Source organism: Streptomyces sp. NPDC048521 (assembly GCF_043199855.1).
GTDB lineage: Bacteria > Actinomycetota > Actinomycetes > Streptomycetales > Streptomycetaceae > Streptomyces.
This window is the reverse complement of the sequence record NZ_JBICWR010000005.1, coordinates 235051-261272: the sequence shown is the minus strand read 5'-3', so window position 1 is coordinate 261272 and position 26222 is coordinate 235051. Positions and strand designations below refer to the sequence as shown.

General features: G+C 72.5%; 19 protein-coding genes. 6 read left to right on the top strand and 13 right to left on the bottom strand.

Going from position 1 to position 26222, the window contains the following annotated elements; translation table 11 throughout:
• Positions 1-151 precede the first annotated feature (151 nt).
• Entirely contained in the window at positions 152-1915 is a 1764-nt protein-coding gene (gene aspS, locus ACGFRF_RS14815) for an aspartate--tRNA ligase (RefSeq protein WP_393739777.1), read from the top strand.
• Positions 1916-1984: 69 nt separating this feature from the next.
• On the opposite strand, the gene ACGFRF_RS14810 is transcribed toward aspS, so the two are convergent.
• Complete coding sequence (locus tag ACGFRF_RS14810) at positions 1985-5101, bottom strand: FG-GAP-like repeat-containing protein (RefSeq protein WP_393739776.1); 3117 nt, start codon at positions 5099-5101, stop codon at positions 1985-1987.
• 89 nt (positions 5102-5190) lie between these two features.
• Positions 5191-5886 carry a nucleotidyl transferase AbiEii/AbiGii toxin family protein gene (locus ACGFRF_RS14805; RefSeq protein ID WP_393739775.1) on the bottom strand — a complete coding sequence of 232 codons (696 nt, stop codon included), beginning with the start codon at positions 5884-5886 and terminating at the stop codon, positions 5191-5193.
• Between the two features lie 194 nt (positions 5887-6080).
• Between ACGFRF_RS14805 and ACGFRF_RS14800 the strand changes: the two genes are divergently transcribed.
• Complete coding sequence (locus ACGFRF_RS14800; RefSeq protein WP_393739774.1) at positions 6081-6428, top strand: DoxX family protein; 348 nt, start codon at positions 6081-6083, stop codon at positions 6426-6428.
• A gap of 109 nt (positions 6429-6537) precedes the next feature.
• Here ACGFRF_RS14800 and metG (ACGFRF_RS14795) read toward each other — a convergent pair whose 3' ends face one another.
• The 6 genes from metG (ACGFRF_RS14795) to ACGFRF_RS14770 form a co-directional block, all read right to left on the bottom strand.
• Positions 6538-8124 carry a methionine--tRNA ligase gene (metG, locus tag ACGFRF_RS14795; RefSeq protein WP_393739773.1) on the bottom strand — a complete coding sequence of 529 codons (1587 nt, stop codon included), beginning with the start codon at positions 8122-8124 and terminating at the stop codon, positions 6538-6540.
• A 7-nt stretch (positions 8125-8131) separates the two neighbouring features.
• Positions 8132-9847: a methionine--tRNA ligase gene (gene metG, locus ACGFRF_RS14790; RefSeq protein ID WP_393739772.1), complete on the bottom strand. Its 1716-nt coding sequence runs from the start codon at positions 9845-9847 to the stop codon at positions 8132-8134.
• Between the two features lie 129 nt (positions 9848-9976).
• The gene (locus ACGFRF_RS14785; RefSeq protein WP_393739771.1) at positions 9977-11716 is read right to left on the bottom strand and encodes a VWA domain-containing protein; all 1740 of its coding nucleotides are present in this window, start codon (positions 11714-11716) and stop codon (positions 9977-9979) included.
• Positions 11717-11787: 71 nt separating this feature from the next.
• The gene (locus ACGFRF_RS14780) at positions 11788-13731 is read right to left on the bottom strand and encodes an FUSC family protein (protein ID WP_393739770.1); all 1944 of its coding nucleotides are present in this window, start codon (positions 13729-13731) and stop codon (positions 11788-11790) included.
• 60 nt (positions 13732-13791) lie between these two features.
• Positions 13792-14748, bottom strand: coding sequence for an endonuclease/exonuclease/phosphatase family protein (locus ACGFRF_RS14775; protein WP_393739769.1), 957 nt, complete (start codon positions 14746-14748; stop codon positions 13792-13794).
• A gap of 16 nt (positions 14749-14764) precedes the next feature.
• Complete coding sequence (locus ACGFRF_RS14770; RefSeq protein ID WP_393739768.1) at positions 14765-15547, bottom strand: alpha/beta fold hydrolase; 783 nt, start codon at positions 15545-15547, stop codon at positions 14765-14767.
• Between the two features lie 88 nt (positions 15548-15635).
• Here ACGFRF_RS14770 and ACGFRF_RS14765 point away from each other — a divergent pair, with 88 nt between their 5' ends.
• Positions 15636-16982: a PLP-dependent aminotransferase family protein gene (locus tag ACGFRF_RS14765; RefSeq protein ID WP_393740145.1), complete on the top strand. Its 1347-nt coding sequence runs from the start codon at positions 15636-15638 to the stop codon at positions 16980-16982.
• On the opposite strand, the gene ACGFRF_RS14760 is transcribed toward ACGFRF_RS14765, so the two are convergent.
• The gene (locus ACGFRF_RS14760) at positions 16882-17805 is read right to left on the bottom strand and encodes a hypothetical protein (RefSeq protein WP_393739767.1); all 924 of its coding nucleotides are present in this window, start codon (positions 17803-17805) and stop codon (positions 16882-16884) included. The genes ACGFRF_RS14765 and ACGFRF_RS14760 overlap by 101 nt on opposite strands.
• 242 nt (positions 17806-18047) lie before the next feature.
• Positions 18048-18530 carry a hypothetical protein gene (locus ACGFRF_RS14755; protein ID WP_393739766.1) on the bottom strand — a complete coding sequence of 161 codons (483 nt, stop codon included), beginning with the start codon at positions 18528-18530 and terminating at the stop codon, positions 18048-18050.
• Positions 18531-18681: 151 nt separating this feature from the next.
• On the opposite strand from ACGFRF_RS14755, the gene ACGFRF_RS14750 reads away from it, so the two are divergent.
• Both ACGFRF_RS14750 and ACGFRF_RS14745 read left to right on the top strand, forming a co-directional pair.
• A complete protein-coding gene (locus ACGFRF_RS14750) occupies positions 18682-19833 on the top strand; it encodes a PP2C family protein-serine/threonine phosphatase (protein ID WP_393740144.1) in 1152 nt (383 codons plus the stop codon).
• A 92-nt stretch (positions 19834-19925) separates the two neighbouring features.
• Positions 19926-21005 (top strand): hypothetical protein, encoded by a 1080-nt coding sequence (locus tag ACGFRF_RS14745; RefSeq protein WP_393739765.1) that lies wholly within the window; start codon positions 19926-19928, stop codon positions 21003-21005.
• A 14-nt stretch (positions 21006-21019) separates the two neighbouring features.
• Here the strand turns inward: ACGFRF_RS14745 and ACGFRF_RS14740 are convergent, their stop codons facing one another.
• Entirely contained in the window at positions 21020-23011 is a 1992-nt protein-coding gene (locus ACGFRF_RS14740) for an Ig-like domain repeat protein (RefSeq protein WP_393739764.1), read from the bottom strand.
• Positions 23012-23258: 247 nt separating this feature from the next.
• The gene (locus tag ACGFRF_RS14735) at positions 23259-23468 is read right to left on the bottom strand and encodes a hypothetical protein (protein ID WP_393740163.1); all 210 of its coding nucleotides are present in this window, start codon (positions 23466-23468) and stop codon (positions 23259-23261) included.
• 111 nt (positions 23469-23579) lie between these two features.
• Between ACGFRF_RS14735 and ACGFRF_RS14730 the strand changes: the two genes are divergently transcribed.
• Positions 23580-24926, top strand: a complete 1347-nt coding sequence (locus ACGFRF_RS14730; protein ID WP_393739762.1) for a tetratricopeptide repeat protein — start codon at positions 23580-23582, stop codon at positions 24924-24926.
• A 72-nt stretch (positions 24927-24998) separates the two neighbouring features.
• Here the strand turns inward: ACGFRF_RS14730 and ACGFRF_RS14725 are convergent, their stop codons facing one another.
• A complete protein-coding gene (locus ACGFRF_RS14725; RefSeq protein WP_393739760.1) occupies positions 24999-25781 on the bottom strand; it encodes a hypothetical protein in 783 nt (260 codons plus the stop codon).
• Between the last annotated feature and the right edge of the window lie 441 nt (positions 25782-26222).

The following is a 26222-nucleotide window of genomic DNA, read 5'->3' as shown; positions in this document are numbered from 1 at the left end:
TGATCGATACCCGCCACCGTGGACGGGCGGACCGTAAGGGTGGGGAGCCGATCTTGGGGTGCCCGGTACCCTTGATGGGTCCGGGCCCCGTGCCCGTTCCCGCCGGGGAGAGCCCCCCGGCACATCCACGAACGAAGGACGATGAACGACGATGCATCGGTACAGGTCCCACACCTGCGGCCAGCTCCGCGCCTCTGACGTCGGCACCGACGTCCGGCTGAGTGGCTGGCTGCACAATCGGCGCGACCTGGGCGGCATCCTCTTCATCGATCTGCGCGACCACTACGGCATCACGCAGCTGGTCGCCCGCCCCGGCACCCCCGCGTACGAGGCCCTGGACAAGATCTCCAAGGAGTCCGCGGTCCGCGTCGACGGCCAGGTCGTCTCACGTGGAACCGAGAACGTGAACCCCGACCTGCCCACCGGCGAGATCGAGGTCGAGGTCGCCGAGGTGGAGCTGCTCGGCGCGGCCGCCCCGCTGCCCTTCACGATCAACACCGAGGACGGGGTCAACGAGGAGCGGCGCCTGGAGTACCGCTTCCTGGACCTGCGCCGCGAGCGCATGCACCGCAACATCATGCTGCGCACGGCGGTCATCTCGGCCATGCGCCAGAAGATGGCCGCGATGGGCTTCAACGAGATGGCCACGCCGATCCTGTCCGCCACCTCCCCCGAGGGCGCCCGCGACTACGTGGTCCCCTCCCGGGTGCACCCGGGCAAGTTCTACGCGCTGCCGCAGGCCCCGCAGCAGTTCAAGCAGCTGCTGATGATCTCCGGCTTCGACCGCTACTTCCAGATCGCGCCCTGCTTCCGCGACGAGGACGCCCGCGCGGACCGCTCGCCGGGCGAGTTCTACCAGCTCGACGTCGAGATGAGCTTCGTCGAGCAGGAGGACGTCTTCCAGCCGATCGAGAAGCTGATGACGGAGCTGTTCGAGGAGTTCGGCGGCGGCCGGCACGTCACCTCCCCCTTCCCGCGCATCCCGTTCCGCGAGGCGATGCTGAAGTACGGCTCCGACAAGCCGGACCTGCGCGCCAAGCTGGAGCTGGTGGACATCACCGATGTCTTCGAGGGCTCGGAGTTCAAGGCGTTCGCCGGCAAGCACGTGCGCGCGCTGCCGGTGCCGGACGTCTCCGCGCAGCCCCGCAAGTTCTTCGACCAGCTCGGTGAGTACGCCGTGGAGCAGGGCGCCCGGGGCCTGGCCTGGGTGCGCGTGGCCGAGGACGGCTCGCTCTCCGGCCCGATCGCGAAGTTCCTCACCGAGGCGAACGTCGCGGAGCTGACCAAGCGCCTCTCCCTGGCCCCCGGCCACGCCGTCTTCTTCGGCGCGGGCGAGTACGACGAGGTCTCGAAGATCATGGGCGCGGTCCGGGTGGAGGCCGCCAAGCGGTCCGGCCACTTCGAGGAGGGCGTCTTCCGCTTCTGCTGGATCGTCGACTTCCCGATGTACGAGAAGGACGAGGAGACCGGCGCGATCGACTTCTCCCACAACCCCTTCTCGATGCCGCAGGGCGGTCTGGAGGCCCTTGAGACCCAGGACCCGCTGGACATCCTCGGCTGGCAGTACGACATCGTCTGCAACGGCGTCGAGCTGTCCTCCGGCGCGATCCGGAACCACGAGCCGGAGATCATGCTCAAAGCCTTCGAGATCGCGGGCTACGACCGTGAGACCGTCGAGGAGAAGTTCGCGGGCATGCTCCGCGCGTTCCGCTTCGGCGCCCCGCCGCACGGCGGCATCGCCCCCGGCGTGGACCGCATCGTGATGCTCCTCGCGGACGAGCCCAACATCCGCGAGACGATCGCCTTCCCGCTCAACGGCAACGCCCAGGACCTGATGATGGGCGCCCCGACCGAGCTGGACGAGTCCCGCCTCAAGGAGCTGCACCTGTCCGTACGGAAGCCGCAGCCGAAGTAGGCCGCGAACGGAAAGGGCTCGGAACCGCTGCCGGTTCCGAGCCCTTCTGCGTGCCCTCTCGCCCCTGGGTCAGGACAGGGTCTTGTAGCCGCGCCAGCCCGTCGCGATCTTCGTGCGGGCGCCGAAGGAGCCCTTGCCGTCGCCGCTGTTGCGGTAGACGTTGCCGCTGGAGTCGCGGCAGACCAGGTCGGCCTTGCCGTCGTCGGTGAGGTCGCCGACGCCGACGACCGCGTTGTACGAGGCACCCCAGTCGCTGAACACCTTCACGCGGGCCGCGAAGGTGCCGTTGCCCTTGCCGTTGTACCGGTAGAGGGTGTTGGCCTTGTCCTGGGCCAGGAGGTCGCCGATGCCGTCGCCGTTCAGGTCGCCCGCACCGATGACCTTCTTGTAGCCCTTCCAGTTGTCGTACAGCTTCACGCGGGCCGCCAGCGTGCCGCCGCTCGTGCCCTTGTGGAGATAGACGGTGCCGGTGGAGGCGTTGCGGGTGACCAGGTCCGGGCGGCCGTCGCCGGAGAGGTCACCGGGGGAGGTCAGCACGTCGTACTGGGTCCAGCCGCTGCTCGCGAGGGTCGTGTACGACGTCTTCGGGGTCACGGCCCTGCCGCAGCCCGGCTTGTACAGGCGCAGGGCCCCGCTGCTCAGCCGGACGAGGACGTCGTTGCAGCGGTCGCCGCTGAGGTCGCCGAACGGGATCGCCTTGACGCTGGTGGCCCAGCCGCTGCCGCTGATCTTCTCGCCGAACTTCCCGGTTCCGGTGCCGGTCTGGTAGGTGAGCCCGCCGGAGGAGTTCAGGGTGAGCAGGTCGCCGCGTCCGTCCGGCCCGTCCGGGCTGCCGAAGTCGTGGCGCACGGCGGAGCCGCGGCCCAGGAATCCCTTGCCGGAGGTCACGGTGACCGGACCGGTCGTGCCGAGCCCGGTCGCCCTGAGGGACCAGGTGTACAGGCCGTTGGGGAACGGGGTGCCGCTCGCCGTCCTGCCGTTCCAGTTCACCGACACCTGCGACGAGGCCGCGCCGCCGGTGAAGACGCGGGTGGCCTTGCCCGTGGCACCGCTCTGCACCGAGGTGAAGGTCAGGGACCAGGAGCTGACCGGACGGGACAGCGACACATGGGTCCAGTGGGCCGTCGAGCCCGGCTCCACATAGCTCTCGGTCTCCGTCTCGAAGGACGTCACGGCCGACGGGGTGATGCCGGTGGTCGCGATGTGCGTCCGCTCGTACAGGTCGGTCCAGGCGACCAGGCCCGTGTACTCGTCCACGGTCCACTTGAAGCGGCGGTCCGCGGCGAGGCCGGTGTCGGACGCGGCGGAGGCGATCACCCGGGTGGCGCCGGTGGCCGCCTCGGTCAGCACCAGGGTGCCGGCGCCGTGGTCGTGTCGGACGGTGAAGCCGTCGCCGAGCAGCACGTCACCGCCGGCCACCGCGCGGGACGTACCGGCCTTGGTGTCGTACACACGGGCCGAGCCGTCACCGCACGCCCAGTACACCCAGCGGCCCGCCGCCTGCAGCTCGCTCGGCACACAGCCGAGACGCGGCACGGTGACCGTGGCCAGTGTCCTGCCCGCGGTGAGGCTGTACGAGGTGAGCTTGCCGACGGTGGTCGTGGCGCTCCACAGCGTCGAGCCGTTCAGCGCGGCGGCGCGCACGGACCGCTTCAGCTTCTGCCCCTGCCCGAACTCGCCGACGTACTGCATCGGGGCGGCACCACCGGAGTCGTAGACCGCGTAGCCGTCGGAGACGTCCACGATCGAGCCGCCCGCGGTGTGGAACTCCAGGTGGCTGCTGGACCATTCGTCGCCGATGGCGACCAGCCGGTCCGCGTTCTCCAGGCCGCTGCCGCCCTCGTCGCCGTCGTAGTAGGTGCCGAGGAAGACGTCCTCGGGATCGGTGCCGCTGTTGCCCCACAGCACCGAGCAGGTGGCGCCCGGGTACGGGCACACGGAGCTGACCGAGTCACCGGTCTTCGCCTCGGACGCGGTCAGCTCGGCGCCGCCGTTCGTGGTGAGGGTGCGCACCGAGGTGGTGTCCGAGGCGCTGCTCGGGTTGTCCTCGGCGACACGCAGGCTGCCCCGGCTGAGCGCGATACCCGTCTTGGTGTTCTCCAGGGCCGGGACCTGCGCCACCTTCTCCACGGTCGGCGAGCCGTCCGCACCCTGGACGACCCGCCGCACCCACCAGTCGGTGGCGTCGGTGCCGCCCGTGACGAGGGCGCCGTGGCCGGAGGCACGGACCGCGTACGGGCCGGCCTTGGCCAGCAGGGTGTGCGACGAGCCGTCCGTGAGGGACACGGCGGTCAGCTCGCTGGTGCCGGTTCCGGTGTGCAGGGGCAGCAGCAGCCAGTCGCCGACGAGGACCGGGGCGCCGTCCAGGAGGGCGGTGGGCGCCGGCAGGTCGATCACCTGCTCGGTGCCGCCCGGGTCGGTGCGCGGCTTGAGGTGCAGGTCGCCGGAGCCGGACTCGTACCACCCGATCCGGTCGTCGCTCTGCACGGTGACCGGGCGGGCGCTCACGCCGCTGAACGCCTCGGTGGCGACGGCCGAGTCGACGTCGAGGTAGTAAAGGTCCGTGTCCACCTGGAACAGCGCGCCGTGCGCGTCGGCGGTCTTGATCGCGCCCGAGGTGACGCGCAGCCCGGCGGGCGAGAGGGCACGGGAGCGCCACGCCCCGTCCACACGGTCGTGCAGCGCCCGCTCGGTGATCACGGTCTGCCCGGCCAGCCCCCGGTACGGCTGGTCGGAGGCGAAGGACGACGTCGTCCGCGTCGCCGGGTCCCAGAGCGCCACCGACCCGGCCGACGGCAGCGCGACCAGGTCACCGTCGGAGCCGTACCAGGCTTCCGGGCAGGTCGTCGAGCCCAGGCTCGCGCAGGAGCCCGCGGGCGGGTAGGCGCCGTCCGCGGTCCCCACGACCGCGGTCGTGCCGTCGGAGTAGTCCGTCCACAGCAGCCCGGAGATCCCGCTCTGCCGGTGCAGGAATCCGCTCCCGCCGGCGACGAGCGGCCGGTCCGTACGCGGACGCGTGGAGGCGGGGTCGGTCAGTGTGATCTCGGTGGTGCCGGCCGCCGGGGCGGCCGGATCGGCCGAGGCGCCGCCCTCCGGCAGGACGGCGACGGATACGGTCGCCACGGCGACCGCGAACGAGGAGACGGCGGCTGCCAGGCCGCGCCGTCTCGGGGCGTGTCTGCCCACGTGAGATTCCCTCCCCGCGAGGGCCCCCGCCCCCGCCAAGTGAGCGGACTTTACCAGCCCTTTTACCGGCCTTGATGAACCGGGGGAACTCACTCGGCGGCGCCGGGATCGGGCTCCTCGTCCGGGGACGCGCCGTCCTCCAGCAACCGCTCGGCGATGTCGTCGGACCAGTGCTGGGCCCAGGCGCGCAGCGCGGTGAGGTGCGCGTCGTCCAGCCCGTAGCGCCGGAACTCCCGGTCGGCGTAGAAGTCCGTGCCGGTCAGCCGGGACTGGAGGGTGGGCAGGTCGAAGGGGTCGTGGGCGTGCCGGCGGCCCAGTTCCTCCAGGTCGGGCAGGGAGAAGTGGGCGGCGGCGGCCCGCGCGTCGATGAGGTCGACGGCCGCGCCCCGGTCGTACAGCGCGCGGATCTTCGTGCCGACGGCGTCCTCCAGGGAGAGGGCCGGGCCGTACGCGGTGAGCTGCGGCGGCTGCCAGAAGGCCTCCTTGTGCAGCGCGAGGGCGCAGGGTTCGCCGGTCGGCGGGTCCGTCACGGTCAACTGCGCGGTGCGGACGCTGACGGGCCCGACGCGCACCTGCCGGCCCCGGGCCTCCAGGGCGGCGCCGACGGCACCGGCGATCCGGTCCATCGCCTCGGAACTCTCCGTGGCGAAATCGAGGTCGGCGTGCGGGCGCTCCAGCAGACCGTGCGCCTGAAGGGCGTATCCACCGGCGAGGACCAGCCCGTACGGGCTGCCCGCCGTGACGACGTCCGCGAGGAGCCGCCGGTGAGGTTCGGGGAGGTTCACGACACCGGTACTTTGCCAGAACGGGCGGGGCGTACGCGCGCGCCCCGCGCCGGTGTCCCCCGGGCCGCGCTCGCCCAGCGGGCCGATGGTGCACACGTCGCTCGAAAAAACGTCCCGCTTCCTGTCACACGCGGTCCCGCAGCGGGTTCAGAGGGGTGTCCGCATCTCGACCGAGCCCTCCGCAGGAGCCTGTCATGCGTATCGCCTCCATCGCCGTCACCCTGCTCGCCGCCGCCATGGCCGGGTTCTCCGGCACCGTGCTGCTCCTGCGGGCCGATTGGATCGTGAAGGCACTCGACGACTACGCGGTGCCGCGGGCGTGGTGGACCTGGCTGGGGCTGGCCAAGACCGCTGGGGCCCTCGGACTGGTGGCCGGGCTGTTCGTGCCGGTGGTCGGGGTGTCGGCCGGGGTGGGCCTGGTCCTCTACTTCGCCGGGGCCGCCGTCACCGTGGCACGGGCCCGCTGGTACGCACACATCCCGTTCCCGCTCGTCTACGCCGTCCCGGTGGTCGGGGCGCTCGTCCTCGCTTCCCTGGCGTGAGGACGACGGTGAACGGGACGCCGACGCTCACCGCGGGCCTGCGGACGTCCGCGAAGAACCTGCCCACGGAGCCGGCCGGCACGACCGGCGCCGGCGTCCTGAAACAGCCTCACCCGGCCGGCTTGTCCTCCAGGCGCGGGAAGAGCACCGCGCCCTTGGTCACCGTGACACCGGCCGGCAGCCTGCCCCAGTCACCGGCCTGACCGATCCGCTGGTCCGCCAGGGCGCCGAGCACCGGTTCGGCGCCCAGCGAGTCCCACAGCTTCCGGGAGGTCTCCGGCATGACCGGGTGCAGGAGGACGGCGACGGCGCGCAGGGCCTCCGCCGCCGTGTAGAGGATGGTCGAGAGCCGCGCCCGGCCCTCGGCGGAATCGTCCTTGGCGACCTTCCACGGCTCCTGCTCGGTGAGATAGCCGTTGACCTGCTTGACGAAGTCGAAGACGGCCAGGATGCCGCCCTGGAAGTCGAGTTCGTCACCGATGCGCCGGTCCGCCTCCGCGACCGCCTTCGCCAGGCCCTCGTGGACGGCGTTCTCCGCCTCCCCGACGGCCGTGGCCTGCGGCAGGGTGCCGCCGAAGTACTTGCCGACCATGGCCGCCACCCGGGAGGCCAGGTTGCCGTAGTCGTTGGCGAGTTCGCTGGTGTAGCGGGCGGTGAAGTCCTCCCAGGAGAAGGAGCCGTCCTGGCCGAAGGCGATGGCGCGCAGGAAGTACCAGCGGTAGGCGTCCACGCCGAAGTGCGAGGTGAGGTCCTGCGGCTTGATGCCGGTCAGATTGGACTTGGACATCTTCTCGCCGCCGACCATCAGCCAGCCGTTGGCCGCGATCCGCCCGGGCAGCGGCAGCCCCTGCGCCATCAGCATCGCGGGCCAGATCACCGCGTGGAAGCGGAGGATGTCCTTGCCGACCAGGTGCACATCGGCCGGGAAGGTGGCCTGGAACTTCTCCGGGTTCTCGTTGTAGCCGACGGCCGTGGCGTAGTTGAGCAGCGCGTCCACCCACACATAGATGACGTGCTTCTCGTCCCACGGCACCGGGACGCCCCAGTCGAAGGTCGAGCGGGAGATGGAGAGGTCGGTCAGCCCCTGGCGGACGAAGTTCACGACCTCGTTGCGCGCCGACTCGGGCTGGATGAACTCCGGGTGGGCCTCATAGTGGGCGAGGAGCTTCTCGCCGTACTCGCTCAGCCGGAAGAAGTAGTTCTCCTCGCTGAGGATCTCCACCGGCCTCCGGTGGATCGGGCACAGCTTCTGCCCCGCGAACTCGCCCTCCCCGTCGATGAGTTCACCGGGGAGCTTGTACTCCTCGCAGCCCACGCAGTACGGGCCCTCGTACCCGCCCTTGTAGATCTGTCCCTTGTCGTACAGGTCCTGCACGAACTCCTGGACGCGGGCGGTGTGCCGGGCCTCGGTGGTGCGGATGAAGTCGTCGTTGGCGATCTCCAGGTGCTCCCAGAGCGGCCGCCAGGACTCGGTGACGAGCCGGTCCGCCCACTCCTGCGGGGAGACTCCGTTCGCCTCGGCCGTGCGCAGGATCTTCTGCCCGTGCTCGTCGGTGCCGGTCAGGAACCACACGCGCTCGCCGCGCTGGCGGTGCCAGCGGGAGAGCACGTCCCCGGCCACGGTGGTGTACGCGTGGCCGAGGTGGGGTGCGTCGTTGACGTAGTAGATCGGGGTGGTGACGTAGTACGACGACATGGTGCGGTCAGCCTTCCTCGCCGCCGAAGCGCTCCTTGTAAGCGGCCAGATCCTCGTCGGTGAGCTTGGCGAACAGCACCGGCGGGACCGTGAACGGGGTGCCGGCCGGGACCGCGGCCAGGGCCTTCGCCGCGTCCGCGGTGACCCAGGTCGCGGTGTCGTCCACCTGCTCGAAAACGCCGCGCATCGCCGCCGCCGTGGCCGGGATCAGGGGCTCGGAGACCACCGCGTACAGGTGGATCAGGTTCATCGCCGTACGCAGGGTGAGGGCCGCGCCGTCCTTGTCGGTCTTGATCTCCAGCCAAGGGGCCTTCTCCTCCAGGTAGGAGTTGCCGGCCGACCACAGGGCGCGCAGGGCGGCCGCGGCCTTGCGGAACTGGAGGGACTCCAGGTGGGACTCGTACTCCGCGAGGAGCGCCGCGATCTCCTCGCCGAGCCTCGCCTCCGCCTCGCCGGGCTCGCCGCCGGCAGGCACCTCGTCGCCGAAGCGCTTGCGGGAGAAGGACAGCACCCGGTTGACGAAGTTGCCGAGGGTGTCGGCCAGGTCCTTGTTCACCGTGGCGGTGAAGTGCTCCCAGGTGAAGGACGCGTCGTCCGACTCGGGGGCGTTGGCGATCAGGAAGTAGCGCCAGTAGTCGGCGGGCAGGACGTCCAGGGCCTGGTCGGTGAAGACGCCCCGCTTCTGCGAGGTGGAGAACTTGCCGCCGTAGTACGTCAGCCAGTTGAACGCCTTGACGTAGTCGACCTTCTTCCACGGCTCGCGCACGCCCAGCTCGGTGGCCGGGAACATCACGGTGTGGAAGGGGACATTGTCCTTCGCCATGAACTCCGTGTAGCGGACGTCGTTGTCGACGTCGTACCACCAGGACTTCCAGTCGCGGTTCTCCGGGTCCTGGTCCGCCCATTCCTTCGTCGCGCCGATGTACTCGATCGGGGCGTCGAACCAGACGTAGAAGACCTTGCCCTCGGCCGCCAGCTCCGGCCAGGTGTCCGCGGGCACCGGGACGCCCCAGTCCAGGTCACGGGTGATCGCGCGGTCGTGCAGGCCCTCGTTCAGCCACTTGCGGGCGATGGAGGAGGCGAGCTGCGGCCAGTCCTCCTCGTGCCGGGCCACCCACGCCTCGACCTCGTGCTGCAGCTTCGACTGGAGCAGGAAGAGGTGCTTGGTCTCGCGGACCTCGAGATCCGTGGAGCCGGAGATCGCGGAGCGCGGGTCGATCAGGTCGGTCGGGTCCAGGACGCGGGTGCAGTTCTCGCACTGGTCGCCGCGGGCCTTGTCGTAGCCGCAGTGGGGGCAGGTGCCCTCGACATAGCGGTCCGGGAGGAAGCGGCCGTCGGCCGGGGAGTACACCTGGCGGATCGCCCGCTCCTCGATGAAGCCGTTCTCGTGGAGCTTGCGGGCGAAGTGCTGGGTGATCTCGCGGTTCTCCGGGGAGGAGCTGCGGCCGAAGTAGTCGAAGGCCAGCGCGAAGCCGTCGTAGACCGTCTTCTGGGCGTCGTGGGCCTGGGCGCAGAACTCGTCCACCGCGAGGCCCCGCTCCTTGGCGGCCAGCTCGGCGGGGGTGCCGTGCTCGTCGGTGGCGCAGATGTACAGGACGTCGTGGCCGCGCTGGCGGAGGTACCGGGAGTACACGTCCGCCGGGAGCATGGACCCCACCATGTTGCCCAGGTGCTTGATCCCGTTGATGTACGGAAGGGCGCTGGTGATGAGGTGTCGAGCCATCGCGGGCTGCTCCCAGGTCGGGTTGTTTTACGAACCTTGAAATGGTAGCGGAGACGGGTGGGCCGCCCGCTTCCCGTTCTGCAGTGTGGGAAGGGGCGGCCGGGGGTGGTCACGGGCCGTTGTGCTCCGCTACGGGCGCCAGGTGGCGAGTACGCCCTCGTACAGCTCCGCGTCCGTCAGCTCGCGGGGGGTGGGGCCCGCGTGGAAGAAGGACGTGTTGCCGGTCTTCAGCTTGCGGAGGTAGTCGAAGGCCTTGTTGTCGTGCTCACCGAAGGCGACGAAGGAGAAGAAGAGGGCGGGGTGCGACTCGGCTGCCGCCGTGAGGGCCTGGGTGGCGGGGGTCTTCGCGTCCGGGGCGCCGTCGGTCTGGAAGATCACGAGGGCGGGGGTGCGGGGGGTTTCGTCCTTGGTGCGGGGGTCCTCGTTCTTCTCGTGCTTCTCGTAGTGCGTGACTACGGCCTCTACGGCGGCGTGGTAGCTGGTACGGCCCATGCGGCCGAGGCCGGCGTGGACGTCGTCGATCTTCGTCTCGTGGTCCGGGGTGAGGGTGAGGTCCGTGGTGCCGTCCACCTCCGTGGAGAAGAAGACGACGTGGACCGTGGCCTCCGGGTCCAGGTGGGTGGCGAGGGCGAGAGTCTGGTCGGCGAGGGCCTGGGCGGAGCCGTCCTTGTAGTACGGGCGCATGCTCGCGGAGCGGTCGAGCACGAGGTAGAGCTTGGCTCGGGTGCCGGTGAGGTCGGTCTTCTTGAGGGCGGCTGCGGCGGCCTTGTAGGCGGCGGCGAGGGAGGGGGCGTGGGACTTGACCTTGGCGAGGGTGGTGGCGGGCTTGAGCGTCGCCGGTACGTCTGCCTCCGGCTTCTGTGCGGTTGCCTCCGGCTTCTGTGCCGGTGTCGCCTCGGCTTCGCCTTCGGCGTCCGTGTTCCCACCCGCACCACCCGTGCGGGTCTCGTCGTCGGCTGCGGGTGGCCCCTGTGGGGCGTCCTCGCCGTCGGCGGCTTGCGGGACGGCTGTTTCCTCGGCCGCCGGTGCGGCGGACTCGTCGGCCGTCGGCTCGGGCTCCGTCACCGGCTGTGCCGGCTCCGCCGCCACGGTCTCGGTCGGCTCCGGTTCCGTCGTCGGCTCGGCCTTCTCTTCGACCTCCTCGACCGAAACGCTCTCCTCGGCCTTCGGCACGGACTCGCTCTCGACCTCAGCCTCGGGCGCCGCCTCGGGCTCAGCCTTGGCCTCCGCCTCGGCTTCAGTCTTGGGCTCAGCCTCAGACTTCTTCTCCGCCTCGGCCTCAGCGTTCGCCTTGGCCTCCGCCTCGGGCTCCGCCTTGGCCTCAGCCTCGGGCCTCACCTCGGGCTCCGCCTCGGCTTCAGTCTTGGGCTCAGCCTCGGCCTTGGTCTCCGACTCAGCCCCGGTCTCTGCCTCTGCCCCGGTCTCCGACTCTGCCCCGGTCTCTGCCTCTGCCCCGGTCTCCGACTCAGCCCCGGTCTCTGACTCAGCCCCGGTCTCTGCCTCTGCCCCGGTCTCTGCCTCTGTCTTCGGCTCGGGGGTGGGGGTGTTCGGGTCTGTCGGTTCCGAGGGGCGGGGGACCTTCACGTTGTTGAAGGCCGCTGCCACGAGGTCGTGTTCCCCGGGGGTCGCCTGGCGGGGCTCGGGGATCTCCGGGCGGGGCTCGGGGGAGACGGCGTGTTCCGTGGTGGGGGTTGCCGAGACGGAGGGCTCCGGGGCCGCGCCTTCCGGGGTCGTCGGGGTTTCCCCGGTGGTCGTCGGGGTTTCCCCGGCCGCGGGCTGCGTGGGGAGGACGTCCGTACCCTCCGGCTCGGTGGCTCGTGCCTTGCGTGAGCGGCCGAATGCGTTCCGCAGGAGAGTGAGAATGCCCATGTGCGCAACCCTTCGTGAGTTGATGCCCGTCAATCCCTGGCCAGGACGGACACGTAAGGTTAGCGAAGCGCTCAGCGTGGCGACGCGATAGACCGGGCCGCCGCCACCTCCTGGCGCAGCGGCTCAAGGACGCTGCCCGCCGGACCGGTGAGGTCGGTGCGCACGGCGATCAGCGTTTCCGCGTTCCGTACCCCCTCCGACAGTTCCCGCAGTTGCAGGGTGACCTGGGCGGTCTCGGCCGTGGACGGGGGCGCGGCTCCGTGCCGGACGCGGACGTGGGCCGCTGTCGTGGCGTCCACGATGCGTTCCACGGCGACGACCAGCGGCCACCAGGCGGCGGCGCGCCGACCGGTCGGCGGCGGTTCGGTCAGGGCCCGCTGGAACTCGGTGCGGATGGCGGAGAGGTCGCGGTAGAGGCGCCGGCGCATGCGGGCCCGGGCGGCCGGGTCGGAGCCGGTGGCGAAGGCCGTCTCCACGTACGCCGCCGTGTCCGCCACCGCATCCGCCAGCCGGTCGCCGACGCGGGTGTGCCAGCTCTCCGGCCACAGCAGGTATCCGGCGGTCAGGGCGATCGCGCAGCCGAGGAGGGAGTCGGTCAGCCTGGGGAGCAGCAGTGCCGTGCCCTGGCGGTTGAGGATGTCGGAGAGCAGCAGGATCACCGGGGTGATGGCCGCCGTCTGGTAGCCGTAGCCCCGCGGGGTCAGCGCCGGGATCAGGGGGGCCAGCACGAACATGACCGCGACGTCCCACCAGCCGTGGGGCACCTCCGCCAGGACCACCGCCGCGATCAGCAGGCCGGCCACCGTGCCCAGGGCGCGCAGCAGGGCGCGGGAGAAGACCGAGCCGAAGTCGGGTTTCAGGACGAAGGTGATGGTCAGGGCCACCCAGTAGGAGCGCGGTACGGGGATCAGGGAGACGAGGGCCTGGGCGATGCCGATGCAGACCGCGAGGCGCAGGCCGTAGCGCCAGGAGTTGGCGGAGAGGGTCACGTTGCGGGCGGCGCGGGCCGTGCGGACGCCGAGGGCGGCAGGGCGGCCGAGGCGGTCGTCGATGCCGCGCGGGTCGACGTCGGGGGCCGTGACGACCTCGGCCGTGTGGCGCAGGGCGTGGTCCACCGCTCGGGCCGTCTCCGTGGTGGGGAGGGGGAGGTCCAGGGCTATCGGGCCGGTGAAGCCCGTCTCGACGGCCCCGGCCAGGTGGTGGACGGACTCGGGGATCTGCGGGGGAAGGGGCCGGCCCGCCAGGTGGGCCGCGGGGGCCGCCTCGACCACCGGGATGATCGCGTTCAACTGGGCCAGCAGGCGGGTGAGTTCGCGGCTGCGGCCGTGGTGGCGGGCGCGCCGGGCCAGGATCAGGTCGTAGGACTGGTTCAGGGACTGGGTGACGGCGCGGCGGGCCTCGTCGTATTCCTCGGTGTGGTCCGTGCCGGAGACGGAGAGGAGGGCCGCGGCCGTGCGGTAGGTGGCGGCGACCGCCGCGCGTTCGGGGACGCCCGAGCGCAACGGCCAGGCCAGCAGGGCGAGCAGGAGGACGAGGAGGCCGCCGCCGGTCGTGAGGGCCGGGGCCAGCCACCAGGGGGACGGGAGCGGGAGGCCCGCGCCGATCACGCAGTTCAGCAGCAGGAGCAGGCCGGAGACGGAGGCGACCGCGCCGATCGTGGAGATCATGCCGGACAGCAGCGCGACCCCGGTGAGGGCGGCGACCGCGTACCAGCCGTGCCCGTACGCCAGGGTGCCCAGCGTCACGCCGACGGCGCCGAAGAACTGGGGGACGGCGATGTTGAGGATGCGCATGCGGTAGGCGTCGGCGGTGTCGCCGATGACACCGGACAGGGCGCCTATGGAGGCGAGCGCGCCGTAGGCCGGGCGGCCGGCCGCGAGGCCGATCGCCAGGGGCAGGGCCATGGCGACGGCGGCGCGGGCGACGGCGGCCCGGTTGACGGGCGCCTGCTGGGGTTGGAGGTTCCGGACCAGCCAGTCGGGAGGGGTGAGGCCGATCGGGAACTCTCGGGGCATGTGCCCATTATGACGGCTTCGGTCCGGCCGGCCCCGGGGTGCGGAGGTGGCCGGTCCGGCTCATTCGCGCTGGTGGAGCGTGAGATCGACGATGAGGGCGCGGTGGTCAGTGCCGGTCAGGCGCAGGAAGTGGGCGCCGGTCGCGGTGAAGTCCGGGGAGAGCAGGACGTGGTCGATCTGGGCGCCGATGACGGAGGCGGTGCGCGAGGGCCAACTGGGGGCGCGGTCGTGGCCGGCCAGGCGGGCCGCGTCGGTCAGGCCGGTGTCCAGGATGCGGCGGAAGGCCGCGTGGTCCTGGGAGGCGTTGAAGTCGCCCGCGACGATGGTGGGCCTGTCCTTGTCCGCCGCGGCGAAGGCGCGGAGCCGGCCGAGTTCGCGGCGCCACAGGCCGAGCTGGCTGGGCAGCGGGGGCATGGGGTGGGCGAGCTGGAGGCGTACGGCATGGCCGCGCACGTCGGCGACGGCGCCGGGCATGCCCATGGTGCCGTCGACGCCCTCGGCCGGCTGGAGCGGGAAGCGGCTGAGGATCAGGGAGCCGTGGGAGCCGGCCGCGCGCACCGCCTGCCGGTACGGGTAGGCGTCCGCGTAGCCGCTCTCCAGGGTGGTCTGGCAGGTGTACTCGCACTCCTGCACGAACACCACGTCCGGACGCCGGTCGCGGATGACCGGCATCAGGGCGGGGGTGCCCCGGCCGAACTCGACGTTCGAGGTGAGCACACGGACGGCGGCGAGGGGCGGACCGCCGGGCTCGGTGGTGGTGCCGTACGGCTCCAGGTACCAGGCGAGCAGGCCGAGGACGACGACGCCCCACACCAGGCCCGTCCACCACCGGGCGAGCAGCGCGCAGAGCAGGGCGAAGCCGGTCGGCAGGAGCAGCCAGGGCAGGAAGGCGAGGAGCTGGGGTACGGGGGTGATGCCGTCGGTGTCGGCCACCCGGCAGCCGACGACCGCGCTCACGGCGGCCAGCGGCAGTCCGGCACACCAGGCGCCGAGCCTGCGTCCGCCGTGTCGGGTCACGGGAGCGAGCCTACGATCACCCGTCCAGCCGCGCCAGGAAATCGGTCAGCACCCGGTTGAACTCCTGCGGCCGCTCCAGGTTGGGCAGGTGGGCGGCGCCCTCGACGACGTGCAGCCGCGAGTCGGGCAGGGCCGCGTGCATCGCCTCGGCGTCACGGACGGGTGTGTAGGTGTCGTCGGCGCCGACCACGACCAGGGCCGGCACCCGCACCCTGGTCAACAGGTCCCGGTAGTCGGGGCGTTCGGCCCGGCCGCGCAGGGCGGCCGCGGCACCCTCGGGGGACGTGGCCGTCATCATGCGGTGGACGTGTGCCTTGACGTCGGGGTGCGCGTAGGGGGCGACCATCTTCTCCAGCACCTCGTCGGCGTAGCCCCGCATGCCTTCGGTGAGCAGCCGGTCGGCCATCGCGTTGCGGCCCCGCTTGCCCTCGGGGGTCTCCGCGGCCGGGAAGGTGTCGGCGAGGACCAGGCCGCGGATCCGGTCGCCGAAGCGGTCGTAGCACTCCATGGCGATCTGGCCGCCCATGGACAGGCCGGCGAGGGCGAAGGTGTCCACCTCCAGGAAGTCCAGGAGGGCGGCGATGTCCCGGGCGTGGCGGGAGAGCGGGACCGTGCCGGGGGTGACGGGGGAGGCGCCGTAGCCGCGCAGGTCGGGGGCGATCACGCGGCGGCCGGTGGAGAACTCCGTCAGCTGCGGGTGCCACATCGTGCGGTCGAAGGGGTGGCCGTGGACGAGGACGAGGGGGACCCGGTTCGATGTTCCGGGGCTTTTGTCCTCGTATGCGAGGAAGGGGGGCATGGAAGAGACCCTAGGTCCCCCAACTCCTCGGTGCAATAAGATCTTTGCTCTCGGTGCAATCGTGGGCACCGGTACGGACAGGGGGCAGATGGACGACTACCGGCGTATCGCCGACCGGATCGCCGACGACATCAGCGGCGGGCGGCTACCGCCGGGCCAACGGCTGCCACCGCAGCGGGCGTTCGCCCGGCGGCACGGGATCGCGCCCTCGACGGCCGGGCGGGTGTACGCCGAACTCGTCCGCCGGGGGCTGGTGGTGGGCGAGGTGGGGCGCGGCACGTTCGTGCGGGCCACCGAGCCGGACGGGCAACCGGGGCACACGCTGGCCGAGGCGGCCGGTGCCGCGCCCGTGAACCTGGAACTCAACTACCCCACCGCGGCGGGCCAGCCGGAGCTGCTGGCCCCGGCCCTCGCGCCGCTGCTGCGGCCGGACGCGCTGGGGCAGGCGCTGCGGCCGGCCGCGGCCGCGGGCACCCAGGCCGCCCGCGAGGCGGTGGCCTCCCTGCTGGCCCAGGGCGGTCTGCGCTCCGGTGCCGGGCGGGTCCTGTTCACCGGCAACGCCCGCCAGGCGATCGCCGCGACCCTGGCTTCCCTGGTACGGCCCGGCGGCCGGGTGGGGGTGGAGCCGCTGACGTATCCCCTGGTCAAGGAGATCGCGGGCCGCCTGGGCATCGTCCTGGTCCCGCTCGCGACGGACGAGGAGGGCCCGCTGCCCGAGTCCGTCGCCGCCGTCCACCGCACCGCCCCCCTGTCCGCCCTCTATCTCCAGCCGACCCTGCACAACCCCACCTCCCGGACGATCGGCGCCGAGCGGCTCGAGCGTCTGGCCGATGCCGTCCACAGGCTGGGGATACCGGTGGTCGAGGACCGGATCTGGTCCTTTCTGCACGGGGGCGGCACACCCCCCCTCGCCGCGCTCGCGCCGGGGCTCGTCCACCTCGTCGACGGGCTGTCCAAGCGGGTCGCTCCGGGGCTGACGGTCGGCTTCGTCGTCGTACCGCAGGGACGTGACCAGGAGGTGGCGCGGGCCGTCCGGTCCGGCGGGTGGAGCGCGGGCGGGTTCGCGCTGGAGGCGGCCGTGCGGTGGATCGCGGACGGGACCGTGGACCGGCTGGTGGCGGCCAAGCGGCGGGACGCGCGGCACCGGCAGCGGCTGGTCGCCGAGGAACTGGCCGGGTTCGCCGTACGGTCCGATCCGGCGGCCTACTTCGCCTGGTGGGAGCTGCCCGCGCCGTGGCGGGCGGACACCTTCACGGCCGCCGCGCGGGCGCACGGGATCGCGGTCACTCCGGGCACGGCCTTCTCGGTCGGCTCCGCCCGGACGCCGGACGCGGTCAGGCTCGGGCTCGCGTCGGTGCTTGAGCCGGCGTTGAGGCGGGCGCTGGCGACCCTCGCCGCCGTCGCGCGGAGCGGGCCGGCCGCAGACGGCGGGTGAGCCAGGTGGTGAGGGCGACGGTGAGCCCGAGGCCGAGCAGGATCCAGGCGACCGTGCGCAGGGTGCCGGTGAGGGCGTCGTAGACGGCGCCCACGGCCGGGTGGGGCATGTCGGCGGGCAGGTCGGCGAGGGTCAGCCGGCGGCCGACGGCGAGGGCCAGGACGAGCAGGGCGCCGCCGAGGGCCGTGCCCAGCGCGGTCGCTACGACGGCCCGGCGGCGGTGGACGGCCAGGCCGATCCCGGCGGTGGCGAACGCGACGGCCGCCACCGGAAGCCAGAAGCCGGCGACTTCGAGCACGTGAAACCCCTTCCGGAGCCTGACCAGGTCGTCCGCCGGCAGCACGGCGACCGCGGTGTGCTCCACCGAGATGCGCTGGGCGAGCGGCACATGATCGAGGGTGAGCTGGCGCTTGACCTGGGCGGTGACGGGCGCCAGGTCGACGGTGACATCACGCGTGTCCTCCCCGTGCAGCGCGCGCAGGACCGCGTCGTGTGTGACCCGGTTGCCGGTGTCCCAGGCGACCCGGAACGCCTCGGTATGGGTGAAGGAGCGCACCGCGTCGTGCACGAACGGACGGACGGACCCGCGCAGCGGGCGGACGTCCAGGTGCTGGTCCACCGCGCGCAGGATGCCCTCACCGACCGTGTCCGCGACGGCCTCCCGCACGTCCGGGTCGGTGGCGAGCGGGGCCATGGTGGTCACGTACCGGCCCGTGTCGGCGAGCCCGTACGCCGCCCAGGCAGCCAGCGCGCCGAACGGCACGAGAAGGCAGGACAGGGCGATGAGTACGGCCGACAGGGCGCTCCTGAGGCGTGGGGACACGCTTCCAGGCAAGGGCGCCCGGGGCCGTCCTGCGACCGGAAGGAGTGCAACCGGGCGGAATTCCGTGCCGAACGGGTGACAGCGGGCCCCGCCCCGTGGCGCCGCCGGGGACCCCGGTCTCCGGTGGAGGGATCACCCGAACGGGTGTTTCCTGGTGCTGGGGGGATTGGTGAGGTGCAGGGAACAGGGGAGCGCGTGGGCCCCGGCCGAAGCGGCCGGGGCCCACGCGCGCACCGTCACGCTCAGCGGATCCGGCGCCCGAACGCGTCCTCGCGCGTGTAATAGCGGTAGAAGAACACGACGAACGTGGCTCCCGACACCACCAGCGACATCAGTACGGACCTGAGGACCGTCTTGTCGGTCTGGCTGTAGGCGAAGCCGAACGCGCAGCCGACGAACGCCGTCCACAGCAGCGCGTGCAGTTCCCGCGACATCCGCGGGGCCAGCATCAGCAGCGCCATGCAGACCACCGCGAACACCAGCGCGCTGCCGAACCCGAGCAGCAGGTTCCAGCCGGTGATGGCGTCGCCGCCGCGGTTGTTGGCCGCGACCCAGAAGCCGTAGACCAGGCCCAGCACGACGGGGACGCCGATCCGGGCCATCGCGTGGGTGCGGGCGTCGAAGACGTCGGGCGTACGGCGGCTCACATCGGTCGCCCGGCCCTCCGCCACGGGCGTGCGGCCGGGTCGGGGCATACCGCCGGAGGCGGGTGCCGTTCGGGACATGAGAGCACTCCTCTCTCCTTGCCCCCGCTTCCAGGGCACACCGGGGGGCACGGCCTGGCAAGTCGGCCAGGAGAGTGACGAGTGCCCGGATGCGTGCCGTTCTCTCCCGTGCTTCTCTGATGGACATGGAGGGCTGCCCGCCGTGACGGAGATGGAGTACGCGCGGCGGCGCCGGCTGCTGCGGGTGCGCGGCCGGAGCATCGCCTGGCTGGTGCCCCTGCTGCTGCTCGCCGGCGTCGTGCTGGTCGACTTCAGCACCCCGGAGCGGTTCCGGATCATCACCTGGATCGTCCTGGTCCCGGGCATCGCCGCCGCGATCTGCGGGGTGTGGACGACGGCCGCCTTCAGCCTGGTGTCGGTCGTGACGTACGTCGCCGTGGACAGCGCCTGGCCCGAGCAGTACCAGGCCGGCCTCGCCGACTTCGTCCTGGTGGCCGTCGGCGGTCTGCTGGCCACCCTCGCCGCCGTCGTGCGGGTGCGCTTCGAACGGCAGACGCTGCACATCCGGGACATCGCCGAGACCACCCGCCGTACCGTGCTGCGCCCGCTGCCGGCCCCCTGGGCGGGTCTGGAGCACGCGGGGGTGTACCTGGCCGCCGACGTCGACGCCCGGGTAGGCGGCGACTTCTACGACATCCAGCCCAGCCCGCACGGCGCCCGCGTCCTCGTCGGCGATGTGCAGGGCAAGGGCCTGGGCGCCGTGGAGACCGCCGCCGCGCTGCTCGGCACCTTCCGCGAGGCCGGCTACCACGAGCCGGCCCTCGCGACCGTCGCCGAACGCCTGGAGACACGGATGCTCCGGCACCGCCTGCACTCCACCGCGCTCGGCCGGCACGACGGCGACCGCTTCGCCACCGCCGTCCTGATCGGCTTCCCCGAGGACGCCCTGGACACGATCGAGGTCGTCAACTTCGGCCACGAACCCCCGCTCGCCGTCGGCCCGCACGGGGTCCGCGAGCTGCCCAGCGGCGACGGGGTCCCGCTCGGCCTCGCCGAGCTGGCGGGCGGCCTGCCGCCGGTGCACCGCCTGCCGCTCGGAGCGGACGAGACCCTGCTGCTGGTCACCGACGGGGTGACCGAGGCCCGCGACGGGCCCGGCGTCTTCTACCCGCTCGTCCGGGACATCGACCGCGCCGTCACCGCCGACCCGCGCGGCGCCGAACCCCGGCGCCTGGTCCGCCGGGTCCGCGACGGCGTGCTGCGGCACAGCGGCGGCCGGCTGGAGGACGACACCACGGTCTTCGCGGTGCGGCGGATGCGGGAGGCGGGCGAAGCCCTCGAACGGGGACGTTTGCAGACCTGAGGCGCGGCTTTGCAGCAGCAGCGGCTACGGTGCTGGCTGGAGAGCGGATCCACGGGGTCCACGGACCCGCGGGGCCTACAGGGGGAGGACCGATGCCCGGAACCGTGCTGCTGCTCGCGGCCGCGCCGCTGGGCCGGGGGCGCCTGGTGGACGCGGCCGGTGTGCTGCCGGTGCTCGCCGCCGTCGCCCCGGCCGTGCTGTCCGGCACCGACACGGCCAACGTGGTGGAACTGGCCGATCCGCTGGAGCCGCAGGCCGTCCTCACCCGGCTGCGTGCCGCCGCGGCCGCCCCGGGCCCGCTCACCGTGTACGTCACCGGACAGCTCCACCTGGACCGCCGCCAGCGGCTGCCGCACCTGGCGCTGGCCCGCACCACCGCGGCCACGGTCCGCTACACCGCGCTGCCCTGGCACTGGATCCGCGAGGAGCTGCGGTTGCGTTCCGCCGCGCAGACCGCGCTCGTGGTGGACCTGCACGCGGACGCGGAGGCCTGGCGGTACGTCGCCGAGCGCGGGCTGGACTGCGGCCCCACCACCGCCGTTCACGGTCGCATCGCTCCCGCGCGGGCGACCGGCCGGCGGGGCCCCGCCGAACCGTCGTACATGAAGGCCGTGGCGACGCTGCTCAGGAGCGGGCACCGGCCGCCGCTGGAGGTGGTGCACCAGCAGGCGCTGGCCCGGATCCCGGAGGAAGCCGCGGGGAACCTGCTGCTGTCCCACCGCGGGGGCTTCACCCCCGGTCCCGCGGCGGTCGATCCGCACGCCGCCATCAGTGCCGCCGTCCAGGCCGGGCGGCATGCCGAGGCGGACACGATCGCCGCCCGCTACGAGCTGGCCGCCGTACAGGCGCACGGGCCCGCCTCCGAGGACGCCCTGCACTGGACCGAGGTCCGGGCTGACCTCGCGATGTTCGCGGGGGACGCGGTGCGCAGCTGCCGGGCCTGGCTGGGGGTCGCCGGCGTGCGGCTGGCCGCGGGTCAGGCCACGGACGCGCCCGCCGTGGAGGCGGCCGTGGACCGTGCCCACCACCAGTGGGGCCGTATCGAGGACGCGGCGCGGGCCCGTGAACTCGGGCCTGCACTCGCGGAGTTGAGACTCAGGGTGCCGGGGCGCCGCAGCGGCGCGCTGGAGAACGTCCAGCGGCAGCTGCGGCAGCTCCAGGCCGCTCAGTAGGCCTTTGCCGGGCTCTACTTGGTGAAGGTGAAGTACTTCCAGGCGCCGTGCGTCGTGGAGTTCACGATGTCACCGGAGGAGCTGTTGACGTACGACGAGCGGACCCGGAAGCGCCAGCCGACGTCCTGGCCGTGGTCGCCGGTGATCTGCACCCTCGAGACGCCGTCGGAGCCCAGCGCGAACCAGGCCGGGTCGCCGGGGTACCAGCTGCCCTGGTAGTACACCTCGTACTCGAACTTCTGCTTGCGGCCCTTGTAGTACGACATCTTCGTCGTGATCAGCGGGTTCTTGGACTTGTGGAAGAAGTAGTACGTGTGGCCCCACGTGTACGTCGACTTGTAGTGGTTGCCGACCGACGTGGACACGCTCACCTTGGCGCCGGCCGTGGCGGCGGCGGAGGCGGGCTTGTAGCGGGAGTCGCCGGCGAACTTCGCGGTGACCTTGGTGTCCCGCTTCAGGTCCAGGGTGACGGACAGGTTGCCGTCGGAGTTGACCTTGCCGGACTTCACCAGCTTGTTCGGCTTGTCGGAGCCGAACGGGTCGGCCCAGATCTCCACCGTGCGGTTCTTGTAGGTCTTCCCGAGGTGGGCCGTGAACTTCACGTCCTGGCCGTACGAGTAGACCTTTCCGTTGTTGTTGACCGTGAGCGTCGCCTTGGCGCGCGAGACGTCCACGGAGTCGGACGCCTGGGCGGTGGTGTGCCGGGCGTCGCCGGCGTACGTCACCGTGTACCTGACCTTGCCGCCGGCCGGCGGGGTGTCGGTGAAGGAGAACTTCCCACCGCTGCCCAGGGGCTTGGTGCCGAGCGACTTGCCCTTCGGCGACTCCAGGTCGGTGCGGGTGACCCGCAGGGCTGTGCCGGCCGGGAGCGGCAACGTCGCGGTGAGCGTGCCCTTGACGGTGAGCGACTTGGCGCGAGTGGCGGTGGTGGGGGCGTCGACCGTCAGCACCGGCTTGGACTTGGTGGAGTCCGTCAGGACCCGGAGCGTGTACACGCTGTTGTAGTTGTGGGTCAGTGCGAACAGCCGGCCCGCGCCCGTGCCCGGCTCCCAGGCGAGGTTGGCGTTCCCCAGCTCGTCGTAGCCGCTGATGTCGTCGGTGTCGGGCCAGGTGTACTCGCGGACCGGTTTCGTGGTGCCCGGGTTGAACATGTACAGCGACGGGTCGTACGGGGCGTTGGTACCCGCGGCGAGCGTGCCGTCGCCCGCGATCGCCACCGAACTGGGGTGGTACTCGGTGGTGTAGCCGCTCAGCGGGGTGAGGTCCGAGGTCTGCCACACGTGGTGCTGGTTGCCGGGGTTGGCCGTGATCAGGCGGCTCCCGTCGGGCGTGAGGGCGAGGTCGGACGTCGAGCCGAGGCCGGCACCCCCGCCGCCGTAGCGGGCGGTGCGCGTGGCGGTGCCGTTGGCGACGTCGTACACGCCGAGCCAGGAGCCGTAGTACTCCGGGGCCGCAGCGGCCAGCGTGTTCGGGGCGCCGGGCGTGGCGGCGAGCAGCGGGGCGCCGGGATAGTCGGTGTCGGGGTCCTGGTCCAGGCTCACCACCGGCTCGGGGCCCGACAGGTCCAGCGAACCGATGTGGCCGTGCTCGGTGGTGCCGTAGCCGAACCAGAGCTTGCCGCCGGCCAGGGCGAGGTGGGCCGGGTCCGTGCCGTCGCCGGTCGCGTACCGGGTGGATTCCGTCACCGTCGTCGTGTCGATGGCCACGATCGCGTCCGCGCCCGGCGAGGCCGCGTACACCGTGCCCGAGTCGGCGGACAACTGGAGGCCGGTGACGCCCGGCAGGGACATCACCGAGCCGACCACGGCGCCGCTGTAGTCCGTGGCCACGACCTTGCCCTGGTACGGGTCGCTGACGAAGACCCGCTGGTGGACGCCGTCCACCACGATGTCGCCCGCCGACTTGACCGGCAGGGTCCTGCTGGTGTCGGCGAACGCCGGAGTGGCGGTGAGGGCGGCCGAGCTGAAGAGGACCGCCAGGGTGGTGGCAGCCGTGAGAGTGCGCATACGCACGCTGATTCGAACCCCCAGGAACGAATGAAGAGATGAGCGCCACGCGGGCACGTCGATGCGTGAGTCCCCTGTGAGCCGTCTGTGGCGGATGAGTGAAGACTAGATCCGGAAGACTAAGTCATGCCACTGACAAAAAGGCGAGTGCCCCCGAGACCGGGCGTGCGGACACCCGGGGCAACGGCGGACGGATCGGGCGCGAAGGGGGGCGCTCGGACGGCCGAGAGCGTCTCGGGGGATCGGGTCAGCGGTGGACGTGCTGGACGGCCGTGGTCGCGGGCATGGTGTCCGCCGCGCGGGCCGGGCCGGCGTTCGCCGCGAGGATCAGGGCCGCCGCGGCGATCACGGCCGCGGCGACGCCCCGGGCGGCGGGGGTGCCCCCGCCCGCGCGAAGTCGGGAAGGGGCCAGTTCGGGGGTGGGGCGTCCGTAGGGTGCGGATGTACGTCCGGGCACGGCGACCTCGCAATACGACAGCGGCGTATTAAGCAGGCTTAATCCGCCGTTTAACCTAGGGGCTGCGCGCGCCGAACGGCAAGAGGCGCCAGGCGAGTTGGGAGCCATGGGATGCGGGAACGGGACGATCCGGAGGTCATCGGGCGGCGCGTGCAGCGCTTGCGCGCCCAGCGCGGGCTCACCCAGCGGCAACTCGCGGAACCCGCGTACACACCGGCCTACATCTCCACTCTGGAGGCGGGCCGGGTGCGGGCCTCCGACGAGGCGCTCCGGCACATCGCCGGCCGGCTCGGGGTGGCCTTCGAGGAACTGGCCGTGGGCCGGCCCGCCCACCTCGCCACCGACCTGCGGCTGCGGCTCACCGAGGCGCAGCGCGTCCTCGCCGACGGCAGGGCCGAGGAGGCCGCCGCGCAGTACACGGCGCTGCTCACGGAGGCCGAGACGCATGGGCTCGGCGGCGAGCAGGCCGGCGCGTTGCTCGGCCTCGGCGAATGCGCCCTGGAGACCGGCGAGTTGGGAAGGGCGCGCGAGTGCTTCGAGCGGGCCGAGGAACGCCTGGCCGGCGAGTCGCTGCCGGTGCGCGTGCCCGCGGTGCGCGGCCGGGCGGTCTCCCACTACCTGGCCGGTGAACTCCGCTACGCCGTCTACCTGCTCGAGTCCACCCTCGACGAACTCAACCGCGGCGGCCTGCACGACCCCGACGCCCTCCTGCTGCTCTACGCCAGCGTCATCGGCCCGTACATGGACATGGGCGCCCACGCGCGCGCCGCCCAGGCGGCCGAGTTCGCCCTCGCGCTCGCCCCGCGGGCCGCCGATCCCGCGCTGATCGCCCGGATGCACCGCTCGGTCGCCCGCACCCTGCTCGCCGAGGGCCGGGTCGCCGAGGCCGACGCCTCCCTCGCCAAGGCGGCCGAGCTGTACCGCCAGCTCCAGCTGCGGACCGAGCTGGCCAACTGCCACTGGATGCGCGGTTACGTCTACGCCCAGGACGGCGAGCTGGAGCGTGCGGAGGACGAGCTGCGCCAGGCGCTCGCCATGCTCTCGGAGACCCGGGCCGCCCTCTACCGCAGCCAGGCCGCGGTCGAACTGGCCGACGTACTGCACCGCCGGGGCAAGTCCGCCGAGGCCGCCGAACTGCTGGAGGGCGTCCTGGGCGACTTCTCCTCCGAACGCGGCGCGGTGCACGCCGCCGCCGCCCACCGGCTCCTCGGCATCATCGCCGAGGACACCCGGGACACCGAGGCGGCCGAGGAGCACTACGTCCGCGCGCTCAGCCTCCTGGAACGCGCGGGCGCCGCCGGGGACCTGGCCGACCTGTGCCGCCTCCTGGGCGACCTGCTGCGCCGCACCGGCCGTGTCGAGGCGGCCCTGGACGCCTACCGCACCGGCCTCGGCCACCGCACGGCCCCGGGCACCACCACCCTGGGCCCGGCCCCGGCCCAGCCACCCCTGACCTGAACCGGCCGCCGGCTCGCGCCGTGCGGGCAACCCCTGCCGCGGCGCGGGGCCGCGCCGGTGCGGCCCCTCGTGTCAGACCTGGGCCCGGCCCTGCTTGCGGATGTCGGTCAGGCGTAGCGCGCCGATCTGGACGGCGGCCTGGGTCGCCTCGTTTCGCACGTCGCCGAGGCCGGCGTTGGTCAGGGCGAAGGAGTCGTCACCGACCCGGACGGCGGCCAGGTCCATCGTGAGCAGGTACTCGTCCCCGTCGGACGTCATGGTGGCGATACTGATGCGCAGACCCTGGCGCGCGTCCCCGACCTCGGGCAGCGGGGCGTCGACGACCTGCACGTCCTCCTCCATCCCGGTCTCGGTGGTGGCCGTGAACCGGGCGCACTGCACGGGCATCGTCCGCAGCCAGGACAGCGCGGCGTCGACGTCCACCGGACGGCGCGCGCCGATCTGGTAGCGCAGCTGGGCGTCGGTGTCGGCGTCGTCCAGGCCGACGGCCGCACGGGCGGGGCCGCCGAGGAGTTCGTCGCTGTAGAGGGCGTCCAGCAGCCGCTGGCACTCCCCGGCCGTGGTGGCCGCCTTCAGCAGCCCGTCCCGCCAGGTCGCCGCACCGCGCGTCGCGGTCCAGGGGGCGCCCAGGTCGGACTCGGTGATGAGCGCGGCCTGCGCCTGTTCGTCGCTGAGCGAGGAACCGTCGGGCCGCGCGGACGCCTTGGGCGTCGGGCTCGGCCGGTCGATCGTCGGGAGCGGGTGCGGCGCGGTCGCCGGATGCCGGAGACCGAGGGCCGCGCAACCGCCGACGGCGAGCAGGCCGGCGGCGATCAGGGAGAGGAGGAGGCCACGGGGGCGTATCGCGGCGGTCATGGGGGGTGCCTCCTGGGCTGCGTACCGGTGAGGGCCGGTGGGGGCCGGTGGGATGCCTGCCTCTCACGGCACCACCGCCCCGACCGCCTCACCAGCGCTCGGGTCCGTCCGGGTGAGCCGCTGCGGAGAACGCGGAAGGCCGCCTTCTACGGCCCCGAGATCGACGTCCAGATCGCGGACCCGCCGAGTCCACCCCGTCCACCGTGCAGATCGACTTCCACCAGCCCGCCCGTTTCGACCTGCACTACCGCCGGTGTCGGACGCCCCGCCCTGTGGATGGTGGACGGCCCGCCCGTGCCGGTGTCGGACGCCCCGCCCTGTGGATGGTGGACGGCCCGCCCGTGTCGGTGTCGGACGCCCCGCCCTGTGGATGGTGGACGGCCCGCCCGTGCCGGTGTCGGACGCCCCGCCCTGTGGATGGTGGACGGCCCGCCCGTGCCG